The sequence below is a fragment of the Pseudomonas sp. BYT-1 genome (genome assembly GCF_023611805.1).
Taxonomy (GTDB): domain Bacteria; phylum Pseudomonadota; class Gammaproteobacteria; order Pseudomonadales; family Pseudomonadaceae; genus Aquipseudomonas; species Aquipseudomonas guariconensis.
This window is the reverse complement of sequence record NZ_CP072559.1, coordinates 1,359,575-1,377,877: the sequence shown is the minus strand read 5'-3', so window position 1 is coordinate 1,377,877 and position 18,303 is coordinate 1,359,575. Positions and strand designations below refer to the sequence as shown.

15 protein-coding genes and 1 pseudogene are annotated in these 18,303 nt (G+C 60.3%); 10 read left to right on the top strand and 6 right to left on the bottom strand.

Going from position 1 to position 18,303, the window contains the following annotated elements; all coding sequences use genetic code 11:
* Nucleotides 1-17: 17 nt before the first annotated feature.
* Complete coding sequence (gene nadA, locus J5X93_RS06280) at nt 18-1,076, bottom strand: quinolinate synthase NadA (protein WP_043213124.1); 1,059 nt, start codon at nt 1,074-1,076, stop codon at nt 18-20.
* Nucleotides 1,077-1,303: 227 nt separating this feature from the next.
* Entirely contained in the window at nt 1,304-2,812 is a 1,509-nt protein-coding gene (locus tag J5X93_RS06275) for a YdgA family protein (RefSeq protein ID WP_182941600.1), read from the bottom strand.
* Nucleotides 2,813-3,307: 495 nt separating this feature from the next.
* Here J5X93_RS06275 and J5X93_RS06270 point away from each other — a divergent pair, with 495 nt between their 5' ends.
* The 4 genes and pseudogenes from J5X93_RS06270 to J5X93_RS06260 all read left to right on the top strand — a co-directional run bounded on the left by J5X93_RS06270 (nt 3,308) and on the right by J5X93_RS06260 (nt 7,867).
* Nucleotides 3,308-4,660 (top strand): APC family permease, encoded by a 1,353-nt coding sequence (locus J5X93_RS06270; RefSeq protein WP_043213121.1) that lies wholly within the window; start codon nt 3,308-3,310, stop codon nt 4,658-4,660.
* A gap of 47 nt (nt 4,661-4,707) precedes the next feature.
* Nucleotides 4,708-5,994, top strand: a pseudogene (locus J5X93_RS28495) (methyl-accepting chemotaxis protein); the annotation flags it as partial.
* Nucleotides 5,995-6,096: 102 nt separating this feature from the next.
* Nucleotides 6,097-6,852 carry a methyl-accepting chemotaxis protein gene (locus tag J5X93_RS28490; RefSeq protein WP_409286673.1) on the top strand — a complete coding sequence of 252 codons (756 nt, stop codon included), beginning with the start codon at nt 6,097-6,099 and terminating at the stop codon, nt 6,850-6,852.
* A gap of 67 nt (nt 6,853-6,919) precedes the next feature.
* Complete coding sequence (locus J5X93_RS06260) at nt 6,920-7,867, top strand: cation diffusion facilitator family transporter (protein ID WP_070574370.1); 948 nt, start codon at nt 6,920-6,922, stop codon at nt 7,865-7,867.
* 34 nt (nt 7,868-7,901) lie between these two features.
* On the opposite strand, the gene J5X93_RS06255 is transcribed toward J5X93_RS06260, so the two are convergent.
* Nucleotides 7,902-8,702 (bottom strand): polysaccharide pyruvyl transferase family protein, encoded by an 801-nt coding sequence (locus J5X93_RS06255; RefSeq protein ID WP_043214621.1) that lies wholly within the window; start codon nt 8,700-8,702, stop codon nt 7,902-7,904.
* A 268-nt stretch (nt 8,703-8,970) separates the two neighbouring features.
* On the opposite strand from J5X93_RS06255, the gene J5X93_RS06250 reads away from it, so the two are divergent.
* From J5X93_RS06250 to J5X93_RS06240, 3 genes are all read left to right on the top strand, one after another.
* Nucleotides 8,971-10,743 (top strand): phosphoethanolamine transferase CptA, encoded by a 1,773-nt coding sequence (locus J5X93_RS06250; RefSeq protein WP_102082138.1) that lies wholly within the window; start codon nt 8,971-8,973, stop codon nt 10,741-10,743.
* A 493-nt stretch (nt 10,744-11,236) separates the two neighbouring features.
* Nucleotides 11,237-12,796 (top strand): amino acid permease, encoded by a 1,560-nt coding sequence (locus J5X93_RS06245; RefSeq protein WP_182941602.1) that lies wholly within the window; start codon nt 11,237-11,239, stop codon nt 12,794-12,796.
* A gap of 74 nt (nt 12,797-12,870) precedes the next feature.
* Entirely contained in the window at nt 12,871-14,160 is a 1,290-nt protein-coding gene (locus tag J5X93_RS06240) for an NAD(P)/FAD-dependent oxidoreductase (protein ID WP_182941604.1), read from the top strand.
* 24 nt (nt 14,161-14,184) lie between these two features.
* On the opposite strand, the gene J5X93_RS06235 is transcribed toward J5X93_RS06240, so the two are convergent.
* Both J5X93_RS06235 and cadR read right to left on the bottom strand, forming a co-directional pair.
* Nucleotides 14,185-14,781 (bottom strand): glycosyltransferase family 25 protein, encoded by a 597-nt coding sequence (locus J5X93_RS06235; RefSeq protein WP_284454596.1) that lies wholly within the window; start codon nt 14,779-14,781, stop codon nt 14,185-14,187.
* A 94-nt stretch (nt 14,782-14,875) separates the two neighbouring features.
* Nucleotides 14,876-15,283 carry a Cd(II)/Pb(II)-responsive transcriptional regulator gene (cadR, locus tag J5X93_RS06230; protein WP_009403731.1) on the bottom strand — a complete coding sequence of 136 codons (408 nt, stop codon included), beginning with the start codon at nt 15,281-15,283 and terminating at the stop codon, nt 14,876-14,878.
* Nucleotides 15,284-15,378: 95 nt separating this feature from the next.
* Here cadR and J5X93_RS06225 point away from each other — a divergent pair, with 95 nt between their 5' ends.
* The 3 genes from J5X93_RS06225 to J5X93_RS06215 are packed head-to-tail and all read left to right on the top strand — an operon-like array spanning nt 15,379 to nt 18,102.
* Nucleotides 15,379-16,275 carry a cation efflux transmembrane domain-containing protein gene (locus J5X93_RS06225; protein WP_004364974.1) on the top strand — a complete coding sequence of 299 codons (897 nt, stop codon included), beginning with the start codon at nt 15,379-15,381 and terminating at the stop codon, nt 16,273-16,275.
* Nucleotides 16,276-16,278: 3 nt separating this feature from the next.
* Nucleotides 16,279-16,791, top strand: coding sequence for a signal peptidase II (gene lspA, locus J5X93_RS06220; protein WP_003821921.1), 513 nt, complete (start codon nt 16,279-16,281; stop codon nt 16,789-16,791).
* A 21-nt stretch (nt 16,792-16,812) separates the two neighbouring features.
* Nucleotides 16,813-18,102: an ISL3-like element ISPpu12 family transposase gene (locus J5X93_RS06215; RefSeq protein WP_004574636.1), complete on the top strand. Its 1,290-nt coding sequence runs from the start codon at nt 16,813-16,815 to the stop codon at nt 18,100-18,102.
* Nucleotides 18,103-18,137: 35 nt separating this feature from the next.
* Here the strand turns inward: J5X93_RS06215 and J5X93_RS06210 are convergent, their stop codons facing one another.
* Nucleotides 18,138-18,281 (bottom strand): hypothetical protein, encoded by a 144-nt coding sequence (locus tag J5X93_RS06210; protein WP_250034559.1) that lies wholly within the window; start codon nt 18,279-18,281, stop codon nt 18,138-18,140.
* Between the last annotated feature and the right edge of the window lie 22 nt (nt 18,282-18,303).

The window sequence follows — 18,303 nt, the reverse complement described above, 5'->3', positions numbered from 1 at the left end:
CCCCAGGGCAATGTGGGTCAGGCGTTGCCGGAAAGCTTCAAGCGCGCTGCCTGGGTGAAATCAAGCATGCGATTGAGCGGTTTGATCGCTTTGGGCACAAGCGCAGGATCCACGAAGATCTCGTTGCTGCCCTTGCGCAGGCAGTCGAGGGTGCGCTCCAGGGTGTTCATGGCCATCCACGGGCAATGGGCACAGCTACGGCAGGCCGCACCGTTACCCGCGGTGGGCGCTTCGACGAACTCCTTGTCCGGGCACAGCTGCTGCATCTTGTAGAAGATGCCGCGGTCGGTGGCGACGATGAACGTCTTGTTCGGCAGCGTCTGGGCTGCCTTGATCAGCTGGCTGGTAGAGCCCACCGCGTCGGCCAGTTCGATCACCGCCTCCGGCGATTCCGGATGGACCAGGATCGCCGCGTCCGGATACAGCGCCTTCATGTCGGCCAACTGGCGCGACTTGAATTCCTCATGCACGATGCAAGCGCCATCCCACAGCAGCATGTCGGCACCTGTTTGCTTCTGGATGTAGCGCCCCAGGTGCTGGTCCGGCCCCCAGATGATCGTCTCGCCGTTGTCCATCAGGCTCTCTACGATCTCCAGCGCGCAGCTGGAAGTCACCACCCAGTCTGCCCGCGCCTTCACCGCCGCCGAAGTATTGGCGTAGACCACCACGGTGCGCTCCGGGTGCTGGTCGCAGAAGGCCGAAAACTCCTCCACCGGGCATCCCAGGTCAAGGGAGCAGGTCGCTTCCAGCGTCGGCATCAGCACGCGTTTTTCCGGGGTGAGGATCTTCGCGGTCTCACCCATGAAACGCACGCCTGCCACTACCACGGTACTGGCGGGATGGTTCTTGCCGAAGCGAGCCATTTCCAGGGAGTCGGACACACAGCCGCCCGTTTCCTCGGCCAGCGCCTGGATCACCGGGTCGCAATAGTAATGGGCCACCAGCACGGCGTTCTGGGCCTTGAGCTCGGCAGCGATGGCCGCACGGTAATCGGCCTCCTGCTCGGGCGTCAGCGGATTGGGCTGCTTGGCATCAAGATGGGCTTGAACCAACAGGCGTTCGGAAATCTGGGTCATGATCGCTGAACCTGCAGGCGCATGTGCGCGTCAGTCGAGTGTATCACCCGGCCCTGGCAGATCGGCTAAAGGGTGCCGGATGGCCGAGCGACCATCGCGACCCATCTGCGGGCGCGGACTATTATCGGAGGCCGAAGGCTACAGACAATCGCGCCAATTCAAAAGCCTTTTTTACGCCCTCAGGCCAGGGCCGACGGGGTGTCTGCACTGGCCTGGGCGAACGCATCTCACCCTTGTGACGACAGCGCCGCCAGATGAGCGCCCAACAGCACACCGAACTCCGTCAGGGTCATCTTCCTGCCGTTGAAGTCGACGATACCATCGGCATAATTCAGGCTGGAGATCACGTCATCGCCCTGCACAGTTCCCATGCCACTCTGCAACGCCATCATGCCGACCATCTCCCCCGCCTGACGCGACTGCATCGCGATGGCCTGGGCATCCGTCTGGCCGTCCAGCAAGGCCTGCAGGGTCGCCAGATCCCCGAGCATCGGCTTGGAGACGGACAGCTTGCTTTGCAGGCGGCTGACCATCTGCTCGCCTACCTGGGTCGGTGTCAGATCGAACGAGGGCGGATTGGCCAGGTCCACCGCCAGACTGAAACGACTCTCGCCGTTAGCCGTCTTGAATGACAACTCCTCCAACGCGACCTGCGGCTTGGCTGCGAGCATTCTCTGCAAGTCCGCCTGAACCTTCGCCCGCTCTTGCGGCGTCATCTCGAACGAAGGCTGCGCCTCTCCCCGGGCCGCGCTTTGCTGCAGTTGCGGCATGCGGGACTGGTACCAAGCGATCAACCCCTGCATTGCCGGGATGTCTACGGATTTCATGCTCCAGATCATCCGCCCGCTGCCCACCGCGCGTCCGGCGTAGGTAATGTCGGCGACCTTGTACTCCAGGCGTCCGGACAGCTTGTCTTCGCCCTCGGCGTCATAGCGATTGTTCTGCTCCAGGCCTTTGAGCACCAGGACTTCCTGCTTGTCGCCCAAGGTCACTTGGGTTTCGGCCAATGTCATGTCCAGATTGCCGACATAGATCATGTCATGGCCGGTGCCTTTCAGAACGCCAGCGACCTTGAAGCCGTTGAGCAGCACTTTGACCGGGGGCTGGTCGTCACCGACCAGATTCAGCGCCAGTCGCTCGGCCTTGCCGTCGACCCGCATCGATTGGCCGTCACGATCCCCCCGCAGCAGCAGGCGCATGCCAGAGAAATCGAGACTGCTGCCGTCATCTTCGCTGAACTTGACAGGGGCCAGACGGATGTCGCTGGACAAGCTGCCGTCATAGCCCAAGCTGACCTGGCTGGTGATCGGCGCCTGTTCGCCGGCGGCGGTGTACCAAGACGCGGTAACATCGTCCTTGTCCAACTGACTGTTGCTGGTGGCCAGGACCGGCGCCAGATTCAGGGATTTGACCCGCGACCAGGGGAACGGGCCATGTTCGATTCGGTCGGTCACGCCCAAGTCGAAGCTCAGCGGCTCGCCTTCGCCTAGCCAGAGGTCTTTGGCTTTGATCCGGTAGTGCGCGGTACTGGTGAAGAAGTGCTGATCCAACGAGACCAGTTCCAAGGTCATGCTGCCCCCGGTACCGGCGACCGCTTTCTTCAGTTGCTCGTTGCCCAGGGCAATGGAACGCTCCAGCTCTGCGGGCAATTGCTTGCCCGTGTACCAGGCGCCGCCGGCGGTGACGGCGGCGATGACGACGGCCAGGCCGCAGAGAATGCCTACTGATTTCTTCATGAATAAGACCGATTGCTGTCCATAGGAGGCTGATACGCGGCACCCAGCGCCACGCGGGGAGCCAAGATTATCACTGCCCGCAAAGGGACGCCTGGGCGCGCGATCTTTGCATCGCTGCAATGTAAAGTTTTACGAACACAATAATCGACATAGCGACGGTAACATTCCAAAAAACGACCACTCATCTGGATAAACCGTCGATAAACCTTCATCAAAGTTACATCTTGTCACGTTTCACTTGACACCATCCCGCCCTTCGATTTTTATTTTCACCACCCGCCCAGCGCCCCACAAACGAAGAAGAACAGCGCCGCCATCATGACTTCAGTCCGCCCGCCACCTTCGACGTTTTAGGCCCTGCCAGCCCGACACAGGCGTCTCTCGCGCCCATATCCGCTCCGACAAAAAAGGTGAACAACATGGAGCCCACCCGCTCGCTCTTGCCGTGCCTGTCACACACCGTGCCCGCCTCCCAGCCCCAGGAGCGTTGCCAGCATGCAGCCTGACCACAGCACTCACGGCACCGCCCAACTGAGAAAGTCCCTGCGTCTCTGGCACGTGGTCATCATCGGCCTGGCCTACCTCACGCCGATGACCGTGTTCGACACCTTCGGCATCGTCTCCGGCCTCACCGCCGGACATGTCCCAAGCGCCTACATCCTGGCGCTGGCCGGCATTCTGTTCACCGCGCTGAGCTACGGCACGCTGGTGCGCCGCTTCCCGCAATCCGGCTCGGCCTACACCTACACCCAACGCGCCATCAACAAGCACGTGGGCTTCCTGGTGGGCTGGGCCTCGCTGCTGGATTACCTGTTGCTGCCGATGATTAACGCCTTGCTGGCCAAGCTGTACCTCTCGGCGATGTTCCCGGAAGTCCCTGAATGGGTATGGGTCGTGGGGTTCGTCACCCTGATCAGCCTGATCAACATGCGCAGCATCAACTTGGTGGCAAGCTTCAACACCCTGTTCGTCGGCGTGCAGATCGTGATCATGACGGTGTTCGCGTACCTCTGCGTGCGCGGTCTGAGCCAAGGTGAAGGGCTGGGTACCGCCTGGACCCTGCAACCGTTCGCCGACGACCAGACCCACCTCAACGCCTTGGTCGCGGGCGCGACCATCCTGTGCTTCTCGTTCCTGGGGTTCGACGCGGTCTCCACCCTGTCGGAGGAAACCCGCAATCCCGAGAAGGTCATCCCACGCGCGATCTTCCTCGTGGCCCTGATCGGCGGCTTGATGTTCATCCTCATGTCGTTCTTCATCCAGGCGTTCTTCCCGACCATGGAGCGGTTCCACGACCAGGAAGCGGCCCTGCCGGAAATCGCCCTGTACGTCGGCGGCATGCTGTTCCAGTCGATCTTCATCGTCTGCACCGTGATCAACACCATCGCCTCGGGCCTGGCATCGCAAACCAGCGTCTCGCGCCTGCTGTATGTGATGGGCCGCGACAAAGTCATCCCCCAGGGCCTGTTCGCACGCCTGCACCCACGCTACAAGACTCCGGTACTGAACATCGCCGTGGTCGGTCTGATTTCCCTGTCGGCGATCTTCTTCGACTTGGTGACGGCCACCTCGATCATCAACTTCGGCGCGCTGGTAGCCTTCAGCTTCGTCAACCTCTCGGTGATCATCCACTGCTACCTGCGCGAGGGCCTCAACAAGGGGCTGGCGAACAAGCTGAAATACCTGGTGTTGCCAACCATCGGTTTCTGCATCATTGCCATGCTCTGGCTGAACCTGAACGTGGATTCACTGCTGTTCGGCGGCGTCTGGGCCGCGTGCGGCGTGCTATATCTAGCCTGGTTGACCAAGGCGTTCAGGGTCGCGCCGCCGACCTACCTCGCCGAATGAGACTGCCTGTCGACGACGCCCGCGCTTGATCGCGGGCGTTGTCCTTGATGAGAAGGAAAGCTCCCATGTTCCTGCGCCGCCTCTCCATCCAATGGAAGATCACGCTCCTTGCCGGCTTGTGCCTGTTGACCATCGTCGTGCTGCTGGTAGCCACCTCGCTGTTCCAGGCCAAGCGCAGCGCGGTTCAGGTCTTCCAGGCCAACACCGAACTGCTCGACCAAAGCGCGCGCCTGCGCCTGCAGGCCCACGCCGAAAGCCAAGCCTTGCGCGTGCAACGCTATTTCATGGATGCCTACCAGTACGGCAACGGCTTCGCCCGCCTGGTACAGGCGCTTCGGCAACGCGGCGGCGAGGACCTGCGTGCCGAGCTCGTCAAGCAAGCCCGTCAGGCGCTGGCCGGCAACCCGGATCTGATCGGCCTGTACCTGGTGTTCCAGCCCAACGCCCTGGATCGACAGGACGCCCGCTTCGTCGGCCAGGATGCCAGCGGTAGCAACGATATCGGCCGCTACTCGTTCTACTGGTCCCAGCCGAGCCCTGGCACCCTCGAATCCGAGGTCATGCCTGAGTCCATGCTGGCCGACACCAGCACCGCAGCCAACGGATCCCCCTACAACCGCTGGCTGACCTGCCCTCTGGAGACCGCTAAAGCCTGCGTGTTGGACCCTTACTTCGACGAGGTCAGCGGTCGCCAGGTCCTGATGACCAGCATTGCCTTGCCCTTGTTGGAAAACGGCAAGGTAATCGGCGTGGTCGGCCTGGACATCGGCCTGGACAACCTGCAGCAATTGAGCCTGGCCGGGCGCCAGGAGCTGTTCGACGGTCAAGGTCAAGTCAGCATCGTCAGCCCCGCCGGCCTGTTGGCCGGGCACAGTCAGGACAGCGCCCAGCTGAGCAAGACACTGGAACAGGCCTTTGGGGATCAAGCCGGCGAACTCGCCGGACCGATACGTGCCGGCCAGGCCGTGGAGCGCCTCGATCACGGCTTGATGCGCATCTCGCGCCCCTTCGCGCCGATCCCGCAGGCCGAAGCCTGGCAGGTGCTGCTGGAACTGCCGGAGGCAGTTCTGCAAGCACCCGCGGTCGCTCTCAACCAGCGCCTGGACGCACACAACCAGACCGCCAACCTTACCAGCCTGCTGGTTGGCCTGGCCGCCGCCGTGCTGGGCCTGCTACTGGTGTGGCTGACAGCCCGTGGCGTGACCCGGCCGATCCTTGCCGTGGCCGAGCGCCTACGTGACATCGCCAGCGGCGAAGGCGACCTGACCCGTCGCCTGGATTACACCCGCGAGGATGAACTGGGCCAACTGAGCGGTTGGTTCAACCGTTTCCTGGACAAGCTCCAGCCGGTGATCGCCCAGGTCAAAGGCTCGTTGCAGGACGCCCGCGGCACCGCCGATCAGTCCGCAGCCATCGCCAGCCAGACCAGCGGCGGTATGCAGCAGCAGCAACGGGAAATCGAACAGGTGGCCACCGCCGCCAATGAAATGAGCGCCACCGCACAGGACGTCGCGCGCAATGCCTCCCAGGCGGCCCAGGCCGCGCGCGGCGCCGACCAAGCCACCCATGAAGGCCTGGAACTGGTGGCGGTCACCCGCCAGGCCATCGACCAGTTGGTGAGCGACATGGACAACGCCATGAATCAGGCACGCGCACTGGCCGGGCGTAGCGAGCAGATCGGCTCGGTGCTTGAGGTGATTCGCTCGATTGCCGAACAGACCAACCTGCTGGCGCTCAATGCCGCCATCGAAGCCGCGCGCGCTGGCGAAGCCGGGCGCGGCTTCGCGGTAGTCGCCGACGAAGTGCGCAGCCTGGCCCAACGTACACAGGTGTCGGTGCAGGAGATCCGCCAGGTCATCGAGGGGCTGCAACAAGGCACCCACGATGTGGTCGGCGCGATGCACGAGGGCCAGCGTCAGGCCCAGGACAGCGCCACACGCATGGAGCAGGCGCTGCCCGCCCTGCAAAGGATCGGCGAGGCAGTGGCGGTGATCAGCGACATGAACCTACAGATCGCCTCGGCCGCCGAAGAGCAGAGCGCCGTGGCTGAGGAGGTCAATCGCAACGTAGCCGGCATCCGCGATGTCACCGAGTCGCTGTCCGGACAGGCCGACGAATCGGCCCGCATCAGCCAGGCATTGAATCGCCTGGCCAATCAACAACAGGCCTTGATGGAACAGTTCAAGGTCTGAAGCCCCACGACGGGGACGACACTTAAAAGGATGGCTGCCCTTGGGGCAGCCTTGATGGAGCCCCACGATGGGAAAACCGTTTTTCGACCTGACCAGCGAACAAGGCGTGCTACGCCTGTCCATCGCGGTCACCCTGTTCATCGCCTTGATCGGCATCGCCTTCGGCCTGGCGTCAGGCTCGTTCTCGATTGTCTTCGATGGTGTCTACTCACTGGTCGATGCCAGCATGAGCGGACTGTCGCTGGTGGTGGTCAAGCTGATCACCTCCCACGCCCGGGCCGAGCGCATGTCACGCAAGCTGCGCGAGCGCTTCACCATGGGCTTCTGGCACCTCGAACCCATGGTTCTGGCGCTCAACGGCATCCTGCTGACTGGCGTTGCGCTCTATGCCTTGATCAACGCCGCCAGCAGCCTGCTCGAGGGCGGGCGGGACCTGGAGTTCGGCGTGGCACTGGTGTACGCCGTGGTGACTGTTTGCGCGTGCCTGGCAATCGCCATCGCCGAGGCCCGTGCCAACCGCAAGATCGGCTCGGACTTCGTGCGCATGGACGTCAAAGGTTGGGTGATGTCAGCCAGCATCACGGCGGCGCTGCTGGTGGCCTTTTGTGTCGGCTACCTGGTACAGGGCACCCAATGGGCCTGGATCTCCCCCTACATCGACCCGGCGGTGCTGGCGCTGGTCTGCCTGGTCATCATCCCGCTGCCGATGTCGGTTGTCCGCCAGGCGCTCTCGGAAATGTTCCTGGTGACCCCTGGCGACCTGAAGCAACACGTGGACGATGTCGCCCAAGCCTTCGTCGCCCAACACGGCCTGCAGTCGTATCGGGCCTACGTGGCCAAGGTCGGCCGCTCGCGGGAAATCGAACTCTACTTCATCGTACCGGCCACCATGGCTGCCAGGACCATCGCCGAGTGGGATGCCCTGCGCGACGAGATCGGCAACGCCATCGGCGGCGAAGGTCCGGACCGCTGGCTCACGGTGGTGTTCACAGGCGATCCGGAATGGGCTGAATAGCATCAGCCCTTTGCCACCATGGCAAGCAAGCCCTTCAGAGAGATGGAAACGCCTTGACGAGGCCTTCCTGCAGGCTTTCCAGGCCTGGGCGGGCGTAGCCCTCGGTGCTGCGCTCGATGGACCAGGCCTTGTCCAGGTGAATCTGCTCCGGTGTGACCGGCACCGGGTCGGCGATCCCGAAACTGGAGTAGTAGTCCTGGAACTTGAACTCCCACTGCGGGTAGCGCTTCATGCACAACCACTGGTTCGGGACACCATAGGAGTCCGCGACGATCAGGCCGTGCAGGCTCGTCGACAAGACGAACTCGCACGACGCGATCTCCTCGAGCACCTGCTTGACCGGTGAGAACACATCGATCACTCGCGACCCCGGGATCAACGACAGCAGGCTGGCGATTTCAGGCGAATTGCGATGATTGATATGCGGGATGATGCCTACCCGAATGGTCTTCAACGCCGGCTTCTTGACCAATGAAGAAGCCAACAAGCCCGGGTCACCCAGGACCGGCTGGCCCTTCAGGCCCTTTATCTGCTCCAGGCACTTGCGACCACGGACCGCGTGATAGTGGTGGTGGCCGGAGAACACATCGCCCGGCGTGCTGGAGCCGGTACCCCAGACATGCAACTTACGACGAAACCCCCACGTCTTGGCCTTCTTTTCACGGGCCAGGATACTGCCGATGGCGATCATTTCCGCCTCTTTGACCGGGCTGTGCACCACCTTGCGCCCAGAGACGAACTCCACGGTCAAAGCGGACAAATAATCACCAAAGTTCTGTTTGCCAGCATCGTCGCGCCCACTGCCACGACTCCAGAAAAGTTTAATCGGTTTCATGCCCGGGTAAATCCTCTCGCTCGCGGTACTTCGCTCGCGCCAACAGGACAGCGAAAACAGCGTGTTTATTTGGCGGGCAATATATAGGAACTGACTTATTGATTGGAGCGCCTTCGAGCTGTTAATACCCTGCGCGCAATACAATTGCGCAATATCCCTTCTTATCTCATGGATATACGTTGACGTTATTTTCACGCCCACTCCGCTAGCGTCGCAGCCTTTCCGGCAGCCGGCCCCTTGGCTGCCATCGAGTTTCAACGAGGCACACGTGGCAAGCACTACATCCCCAACGATTCGCAAAGGCATGGACTGGGCCGGGCTGGGCTGGCTCCTGCTGTTCTTCTGGTATTTCTCCGGCATCACCCAGGCACTGCTCATGTTCAGCGGCACGACCGGCTTCTCCGGGTTTCGCGATGCGCTGTTTCTGAGCACCCTGTGGCTTGCCCCGGTCCTGCTGCTGCCCCGCCACACTCGCCTCATCAGCGCGCTGATCGGTCTGGTGCTATGGGCGGCTTCGCTGGTGGGCCTGAGCTACTTCGGTATTTACCGCCAGGAATTTTCCCAAAGCGTCATCTTCGTGATGTTCGAGTCCAATACCGCCGAGGCCGGTGAATACTTCAGCCAGTATTTCAGCCTCTGGCTGTGCCTGGGCCTGGTGCTGTACACCCTGGTCGCGGTAGCCCTGTTCAAACGTGTCCGGCCAGTCACTCTCCCGCTGCGCAGCCGGATCCCATTGGTCATCCTGCTGTTGGCGGCCAATTTGGTGTTCCCCTTCTACAAGCAATTGGTGACTCAGCAACGTACGTTCGCCGAAGCAGTGGAAAAGGTTCAGCAGCGCATGGAGCCGGCGGTGCCTTGGCAACTGGTGGTCGGCTACCAGCAGTACCGTCAGCAACTGGACAACATGCAGAAGCTGCTGGAGCAGAACGCAGCCCTGCCGCCGCTCAAAGACCTCAAGGACAGCAGCGGCGACGCGCCGCGCACCCTGGTGCTGGTACTGGGCGAGTCCACCACCCGTGAACACATGCATCTGTACGGCTATGGTCGGGATACCACGCCGGAACTCGACGCTCTGGCCGCCAACGACAAGAACCTCAGCGTATTCCGCAACGTGGTGTCGCCACGCCCTTATACCATCGAGGTGATGCAGCAAATCCTGACCTTCGGCGACCAGAAGAACCCGGACCGCTTCCTCACCGACCCGTCGCTGATCAACCTGATGAAACAGGCCGGTTACAAGACCTTCTGGATCACCAACCAGCAGACGATGACCAAGCGCAACACCATGCTGACTACGTTCTCCCAGCAAACGGATGTGCCGGTCTACCTGAACAATCAGCGCAACCAGAACGCCAGCCAGTACGACGAAGTGGTGCTCGCCCCCTTCGAGAAAGCGCTGCAGGACCCAGCCGAGAAGAAGTTCATCATCGTCCACCTGCTCGGCACGCATATGGACTACCGCTATCGCTATCCGGATGCCTACGACCACTTCAAGGATAACCAGGGCGTGCCGGGGGTCCTGACGCCTGACGAGGTGCAGACCTACAACTTCTATGACAACGCGGTGCGCTACAACGACTATGTGGTCTCGAACTTGATCAAACAGTATTCGGCCACCACCCCCAACGGTTTCTTGCTGTACCTTTCCGACCATGGCGAGGACGTCTACAGCTCCGGCAACCACGACCGCCTAGGGCGCAACGAAGGCGCACCGACCCGGCCGATGTACACCATTCCGTTCCTGCTCTGGACTTCGCCAAGCTGGCAGGCTGCACACCCGCGCGACCTGCAGGCCATGACCGACCGGGCTTACAGCAGCTCCCATCTGATCCACACGCTGTCCGACCTGGCAGGTCTGAGCTACGACCGTTACGAGCCCGCCAAGAGCCTGGTAAGCCCACAATTTGTCGTGGCACCCCGCTGGATCGGCGACCCCTACAGCAAGAACGGGCTGCGTGAGTTCGATGCCTTGCCTACGGACAAGACCGACAAGGCACAGCAGACCGTTACCAGCGCCAAGGTGCAACCGGACAAGACCTGAATCACGCCCTCCCCCAAACAAAAAGCCGGTGCCTGGACGATCCAGGCACCGGCTTTTTTTCTGAGGCCGTCTGTAGGTAAGCGCCATCTAGTTTATGAGTTTTTTTCCGCCAATTTGCAAAGCATGACTACCAAGTCATACAAAATGACGAGAAAAACTGTCTTTTTGACGACCATACAACCCTCTAAATAGAGAGGTACAACGAAATTTGTCGCGTTTGTCGCGCAAACGTTGGCCTACATTATGACAGGTCAAAAAACACACAATCATTCCAAAACAGAATGATGTCTTGCCTAAAGGTCGTTTGTTCCAATGTCATTTGCAGACCGATACTGATCTCGATCAATAAAACCCGCGATTGCACAGGAGACACCGCACGGTTGACGACCGGCTCAACGCGCATTGGGCCTTGCTGCTCGGCCAGCCTCGATCGCAGGCGCCACCAGAAAACAAAAACAAATCCAAAAAATGAACGCAGGTCAAAAGGTTGCCCATGACCCATTCCAATAAAAACGCGAGTTCGGCTACCACCAGCAACACCTCCGGTCACCTGAAGAGAACCCTGAACAGCCGCCACCTGAACATGATTGCCATTGGCGGCTCCATCGGCACCGGGCTCTTCGTTTCCTCTGGCGCCACCATTGCGCAATCCGGCCCCGGCGGCGCACTGCTCTCCTTCGCGATCATCGGCTTGATGGTCTACTTCCTGATGACCAGCCTGGGCGAGCTTGCCGCCTGCATGCCGGTCAGCGGCTCGTTCGCGACCTATGCCTCGCGCTACGTCGACGAAAGCTTCGGTTTTGCCTTGGGCTGGAACTACTGGTACTCCTGGGCCGTGACCATTGCGGTCGACTTGGTGGCCGTGCAGATCATCATGTCCTACTGGTTCCCCGACACGCCCGGGGTAATCTGGAGCGCTCTGTTCCTGGGCCTGCTCTTTGCCTTGAACGTCGCCTCCGTGCGCTTTTTCGGCGAGACGGAATTCTGGTTCGCCCTGATCAAAGTCATCACCATCATCGCGTTCATCTTCATCGGTGTGCTGATGCTGCTGGGCATCCTCGATGGTGGCCAGGACGGCGGCGCGCACCTGTGGCAGATCGGCGATGGCCCGATCGCCGGCGGCCTGCCTGCACTGATCGGCGTGGCCATGATCGTCGGCTTCTCGTTCCAGGGGACCGAGTTCGTCGGCATCGCAGCCGGGGAAACCGAAAACCCTGGGCGCAATATTCCCAAGGCCGTCCGCCAGATCTTCTGGCGCATCCTGCTGTTCTATGTCTGCACCATTATCGTGATCGGCCTGCTGATCCCCTACACGGACCCACGCCTACTCAAGGATGGGCTGTCCGACATCACCATCAGCCCGTTCACCTTGATCTTCGAGAAAGCCGACATGCTGGCTGCTGCCGCCCTCATGAACGCGGTCATCCTCACCTCCGTGCTGTCGGCCGGCAACTCAGGGATGTACGCCTCGTCGCGCATGCTCTACAGCCTGGCTGTCGAGCGCAAGGCTCCGGCACTGTTCGCCAAGCTCACCCGCTCGGGTACGCCGGTCTGGGCGTTGCTCGCCACCACAGTGGTGGCGGGACTGTGCCTGCTGAGCTTCCTGTTCAGCCCCGGCAAGCTCTACCTGTGGCTGTTGAATACCTCCGGGATGCTGGGGTTCATCGCCTGGCTGGGCATCGCCATCAGCCACTATCGCTTCCGCCGCGGCTACAAGCTGCAGGGCAACAGCCTCGACAAGCTCCCGTACGCTTCGAAGTTCTTCCCGTTCGGGCCGTTCTTTGCCTTCGCCCTGTGCATGGTCGTCATGCTGGGTCAGAACTACCAGGCCTTTATCGGAGATCGCATCGACTGGGTAGGTGCGGCTGCGACCTACATCGGCTTGGTGCTGTTCGCGGTGATGTGGTACGGCCACAAGTTGATCACCCGATCGCGCATCGTCCGCTACCGGGAAATGGATTTCAGCGTGATCGAAACCAGACGCAGACAAGACGAACGAAAAGCCCAGAGCAACTTGGATGGCGTTGCGCTAGGCCAACAGGTCTCGGCCTGAACCACCAAGGCGCCGAGCATCTGCCCGGCGCCTTGTTGCCTTGAGCGAATGCCCACTACCGCGTAGGACCACCGATGAGCACCGATTTCAGCAAATCCTTCTACGAAGCCTCCGTCGCACGCGCTTCGTACCCCGTCCACTCGGGCCGCACCGATACCCGGGTGTGCATCCTCGGCGGCGGCCTGGCCGGCCTTTCGACCGCCCTGGGGCTTGCCGAACGCGGCGTCACTGACGTGGTGGTGCTGGAGTCGCAGCAGGTGGGGCATGGCGCCTCAGGGCGCAACGGGGGGTTTGTATTCGGCGGCTACAGCCTGGGCAACGCGGACCTGCTGTCCACCCTGGGCGCCACCGAAGCACGCAGGCTGTACCAGCTGACAGTCAACGCCGTCGACCTGATCCGCACGCGCGCCCGCCAATACGCCATCGATTGCGACCTGGTCGATAAAGGCGTGATCCTCGCCAACTGGTTCAACGATCCGGCCCGCCTGGAAAAACCGCGCCAATTGATGAAGCAGGCCTACGGAGTTGAGTGGGAATGCATTTCTGCCGGCGAACTCAAGGAAATGCTCAACACCGACCGCTACTACGGTGGACTGCTGGAGCGCAACGCATTCCACTTTCACCCTCTGAAGTATGTGTGCGGGGTGGCACGCACCATCACCGACCTCGGCGCGCGCCTGTTCGAACACTCCCCCGTGCTCGGCATTGAAAAGCGCTCAGGCAAGTACGTGGTGCGCACCGCAGGCGGTGAAGTGCATGCAGAAGAAGTCGTGTTCTCAGGTGGCGGCTACGCACGAGGCGTCTATCGCCCCGTCGAGCGCGCGGTACTGCCGATTGCCACCTACGTGGTTGCCACCCAACCCCTGGGGGCGCGACTGAAGGACGCCATTGCCTGCGAATCGGCTGTCTATGACACCCGCTTTGCATTCGATTACTACCGCCCCCTGCAAGACACCCGCATCCTGTGGGGCGGGCGCATCTCCATCCTCGATCGCGGGCCCGAGGCCATCGCCAAGCTGCTCAAGGCGGACCTGGTCACGGTCTACCCTCAGCTCGAGGATGTGCAGATCGACTATTCCTGGGGCGGCCTGATGAGCTATGGGCGCCACCAGATGGCCCAGCTCGGCCAGGATGACAATGGCATCTGGCACGCGGTCGGCTTCGGTGGCCACGGCATGGCGCCAACCACGGTTGCCGGCGAAGTACTCGCCGATGCCATTGCGCGCAGGCTTCCTATGCCAGAGGGCTTCGGGCAGTTCGGCCTGACCCGCACCTTCGGCCTCGCTGGCCTCGTGGCCGCCCAGGCGACCTATACCACCTACCAGGCCATCGATGCCTTCGATGCCCGACGCCTGAACAAATGAAACCGAGCGCGTTTCGCCAGCTGACTAACGCGTTTTTCTGAGCAGGGTTGCCTTGAACCTGCGCAGATTGTTCATCACCGGACGCAAGAGCCGACTTCTATCCAGGAAGGACAGCTCATGCAGATCGGTGCGCGAAGGTCGTTGATAGCCAAGGTTCCGGGTGAAATAGAACGCCCGTAGATCCTTGTTCGTGTGGATCAACGTGTTGAGGGCTGCGTCGTAATGCATAGGCCCGCCGTCGGGGTGACCCGGCGGCCGTTGCAGGATCTGGAACAAAAAATCCCTCAACCGTTCGATGCATCGGCCGTTCACTGCATAAAAGTGGGACAGGTGGATGGGACGATCGACCACCTGCCAGCCCGGCACATTGGCTTCCTCCTCGAACGGATGCCCGAAGTAGACGATGTCCCACTCCATCCCCTGCAGGGACTCGATCGCTTGTTTGCCGTACTGGGCGATGCGTCTGGAAAACTGGATATCGTCCTCCAGAATGAGGATGTTGTTCACTTTTGATCGGATGGCGTCTTCCAATATCCCGAGATGGCTCAGAAAGCACCCCCTCGCCCCAGCACTTGGGAAGCCCTCCCCCTCGCTGGGTGTAACCGCGTCGAAAAAGCCTATTTTTTCAGGGTAAGCGGATTAAATGGTTGATCTTACCTTTGCATGAGAGTGAGACAGACCGGCATCTCATCGGATTATCTGGTTGATGCTTCACCTACTGCTGGTGCATGTTTCCTTCGCTAATTCCAGCAAGAACCCCACACGCCTCAACTTCCCGGTCATCGTTGCAACTCGCTCTCAGTGAAACGAGTTGTTTCTCAAGCGCTTGCAGAGCGGTTATCTGCGACCGCACATGAGAGATGTGATCATCGAGCAAGGCGTTGACGGCGGTACAAGGCTGATGAGGGTCGTCCTCATAGCTCTGTAGTTCGTGAATCTCAGCCAGTGACAGGCCCAGGATTCTGCAGCGACGGATGAAGGCCAGCCCCTCACCATGCTTCTCGGTATAGACACGGTAACCGTTGTCCTGCCGATCAGGCGGCGGCAACAAGCCCTGCTGTTCATAGAAGCGGATCGTCTGTGTTTCGACCCCTACCAACTGCGCCAACTGACCAATGCGCATCAGCCTCCTCCCCAACGGATTCTTTACTCTATTGACCTTATAGTAGCTTTATAGTTTTAAATGGTACCACAACATTGTTCAAGTGGAGTCGTATCATGAGCAAATCCTGTGGTGGCGCCTGTGGCGGTGATGCAACGTCCGCAGCGGATACCGATATACAGGCCTCCTCCGAGGCGCCAGGGAGATGGGTCAGTGTTTATGCCGTGCCGAAGATGGACTGTCCATCAGAAGAACGAATGATTCGCCTAGCCCTGAACGGCTTTGAGGAGATTCGGGCGCTGTCCTTCGACTTGTCGAACCGCCGGCTGAAGGTCGTGCATGACGGCGAGGTCGAGCCCGTCACCTCGAAACTGAAGACCTTGGGGCTAGGCGCCTCGCTTCAGGAAACCGTCGCTGCAAATCCGGAGACCATCAAGGCCGCCGAGTTTTCGGCAGCTTCTGCTAAGCAAGAATCCGGGACCCTGCGCTGGTTGCTCGGCATCAATGCACTTCTGTTCGTGGTGGAAATGACTGCCGGTCTGATCGCCCGGTCCACCGGCCTGATTGGAGAATCCCTGGACAATTTTGCCGATGCGGCGGTGTACGGGCTTGCCCTTTATGCGGTTGGACATAGCGTGAAAATGCAGGTACGTGCCGCGCATCTTGCTGGTGTACTGCAACTGATCTTGGCTGTGGGCGTGCTCGTAGAGGTGGTGAGACGCTTTGTATTCGGTAGTGAGCCTGAATCGCTGGTGATGATGGCTATCGCATTCGTCGCATTGATTGCCAATACCAGTTGTCTGCTGCTCATATCCAAACATCGGGAAGGCGGGGCGCACATGAAGGCAAGCTGGATATTCTCGGCCAACGACGTGGTGATCAACCTGGGGGTCATCACCGCCGGCGCCCTGGTCGCGTGGACCGGTTCCAATTATCCGGATCTGATTATCGGCACCATCGCGGGGGGCATTGTACTTAACGGTGCCAGACGCATTTTGGCGTTGAAGGGTTAAATAATGCTCATTATTGGCAAAAAGCTCTCGCCGTATGCCCTATTGTCCATATCGGGCCTGCTGGCAGCGTCTGATCAGGCTGTAAAGTGGCTGGTGCAGCAATCAATGGCCTATGGCGAGTATGTTTCGGTGACCCCGTTCTTTAACTGGGTGCACCTATGGAACACCGGTGCCGCATTCAGTCTTTTTGCGAATGGTGGAGGCTGGCAGCGCTACTTTTTTATCGGAATCGCGGTAGTGGTCTCGATTTTTCTGATCAAGCTGATCCTTGAAAATCGTCATAAAGGAGAAGCCATCGCTTACAGTCTTATCCTCGGTGGCGCCATGGGCAACCTGATTGACCGGGTCTTTCGCGGCTATGTTGTGGATTCCTTTGATTTCTATTGGCGAGACTGGCATTGGCCGGCCTTCAACCTGGCTGATATTGCAATTGTCCTCGGTGCCTTACTTTTCGTTTCCAGCAGCTTGTTGGGTAAAAAAGCAAACACCAATGCCGAGTCGGATGGATCTGACTGACACCTACGCCTATACAACACCATGACCGAACTTCCCGACAACATCCTTCACCTGCCGCAATACCAAGTACTGGGCTGCAAATCAACCGACGACGAAATGCACTTCCAGGTGGACGTGCCCGATCCCATCGCCTGCGAGGAATGCGGCGTGCAGGGTGAGTTCGTACGGTTCGGCAAGCGTGACGTTCCCTATCGTGATCTGCCCATCCACGGCAAGCGGGTCACTCTCTGGGTGGTCCGCCGCCGATACACCTGCCGGGCCTGCAAGACAACATTCAGGCCCCAGCTACCGGAGATGGTGGACGGATTCCGTATGACACTGCGGCTGCATGAGTACGTGGAGAAGGAATCCTTCAACCACCCCTACACCTTTGTGGCGGCACAGACCGGCCTGGACGAGAAGACGGTGCGCGACATCTTCAACGCCCGCGCCGAGTTCCTGGGGCGCTGGCACCGCTTCGAGACGCCCCGCATCCTGGGCATTGACGAGCTATACCTGAACAAGCGCTACCGCTGCATTCTGACCAACATTGAGGAGCGAACCCTGCTCGACCTGCTGGCCACCCGCCGCCAGGACGTGGTGACCAACTACCTGATGAAGCTGAAAGACCGGCAGAAGGTCGAGATCGTCAGCATGGACATGTGGAACCCCTACCGGGCAGCGGTCAAGGCTGTGCTGCCCCAGGCCCGTATCGTGGTCGATAAGTTCCATGTGGTGCGCATGGCCAACGATGCCCTAGAGAGAGTGCGCAAGGGCCTCAGAAAGGAGCTGAAACCGTCCCAGAGCCGGACTCTCAAGGGAGACCGGAAAATCCTGCTGAAACGCGCTCACGAAGTCTCAGACCGGGAGCGCCTCATCATGGAGACCTGGACAGGCGCGTTCCCGCAACTGCTGGCCGCCTACGAGCACAAGGAGCGCTTCTACGGCATCTGGGACGCCACCACACGGCTCCAGGCAGAAGCCGCCCTGGACGAGTGGATAGCCACCATCCCGAAGGGCCAAAAGGAAGTCTGGAGCGATCTGGTCAGGGCAGTGGGAAACTGGCGCGAAGAGACCATGACCTACTTCGAGACGGACATGCCCGTCACCAACGCTTACACGGAGTCCATCAACCGACTGGCCAAGGACAAGAACCGTGAAGGGCGCGGTTACTCCTTCGAGGTGATGCGGGCACGAATGCTCTACACCACGAAGCACAAGAAGAAGGCACCGACTGCGAAGGTCTCTCCTTTCTACAAGAAAACCATCGGTTACGGACTGCCGGACTTCGCAGAGGAACTCAACTACGGAGTCGATCTATCAACCATCTGAGGGTGGTATCAGATTGATGGGGTGAAGGTGCCCCATCAACCATTAAATCCGTATACCCTTTTTTCAAAATCGATGCTGAAACCGTGACGGGCGAACTCTTGCATAGTTTCCATGCGGCGATCATTTCGAGAAGGGATGTTGATGATTCGGGCGCGATCAAAGTAGTCGATCACATTCATCCAGAGGCCCTCGGCGCAGGGG

Coding starts and splice junctions, on each gene's coding strand:
- nadA (WP_043213124.1), bottom strand. CDS start 1,076: ATGACCCAGATTTCCGAACGCCTGTTGGTTCAAGCCCATCTTGATGCC.
- J5X93_RS06275 (WP_182941600.1), bottom strand. CDS start 2,812: ATGAAGAAATCAGTAGGCATTCTCTGCGGCCTGGCCGTCGTCATCGCC.
- J5X93_RS06270 (WP_043213121.1), top strand. CDS start 3,308: ATGCAGCCTGACCACAGCACTCACGGCACCGCCCAACTGAGAAAGTCC.
- J5X93_RS28490 (WP_409286673.1), top strand. CDS start 6,097: ATGCAGCAGCAGCAACGGGAAATCGAACAGGTGGCCACCGCCGCCAAT.
- J5X93_RS06260 (WP_070574370.1), top strand. CDS start 6,920: ATGGGAAAACCGTTTTTCGACCTGACCAGCGAACAAGGCGTGCTACGC.
- J5X93_RS06255 (WP_043214621.1), bottom strand. CDS start 8,702: ATGAAACCGATTAAACTTTTCTGGAGTCGTGGCAGTGGGCGCGACGAT.
- J5X93_RS06245 (WP_182941602.1), top strand. CDS start 11,237: ATGACCCATTCCAATAAAAACGCGAGTTCGGCTACCACCAGCAACACC.
- J5X93_RS06240 (WP_182941604.1), top strand. CDS start 12,871: ATGAGCACCGATTTCAGCAAATCCTTCTACGAAGCCTCCGTCGCACGC.
- cadR (WP_009403731.1), bottom strand. CDS start 15,283: ATGCGCATTGGTCAGTTGGCGCAGTTGGTAGGGGTCGAAACACAGACG.
- J5X93_RS06225 (WP_004364974.1), top strand. CDS start 15,379: ATGAGCAAATCCTGTGGTGGCGCCTGTGGCGGTGATGCAACGTCCGCA.
- lspA (WP_003821921.1), top strand. CDS start 16,279: ATGCTCATTATTGGCAAAAAGCTCTCGCCGTATGCCCTATTGTCCATA.
- J5X93_RS06215 (WP_004574636.1), top strand. CDS start 16,813: ATGACCGAACTTCCCGACAACATCCTTCACCTGCCGCAATACCAAGTA.
- J5X93_RS06210 (WP_250034559.1), bottom strand. CDS start 18,281: ATGAATGTGATCGACTACTTTGATCGCGCCCGAATCATCAACATCCCT.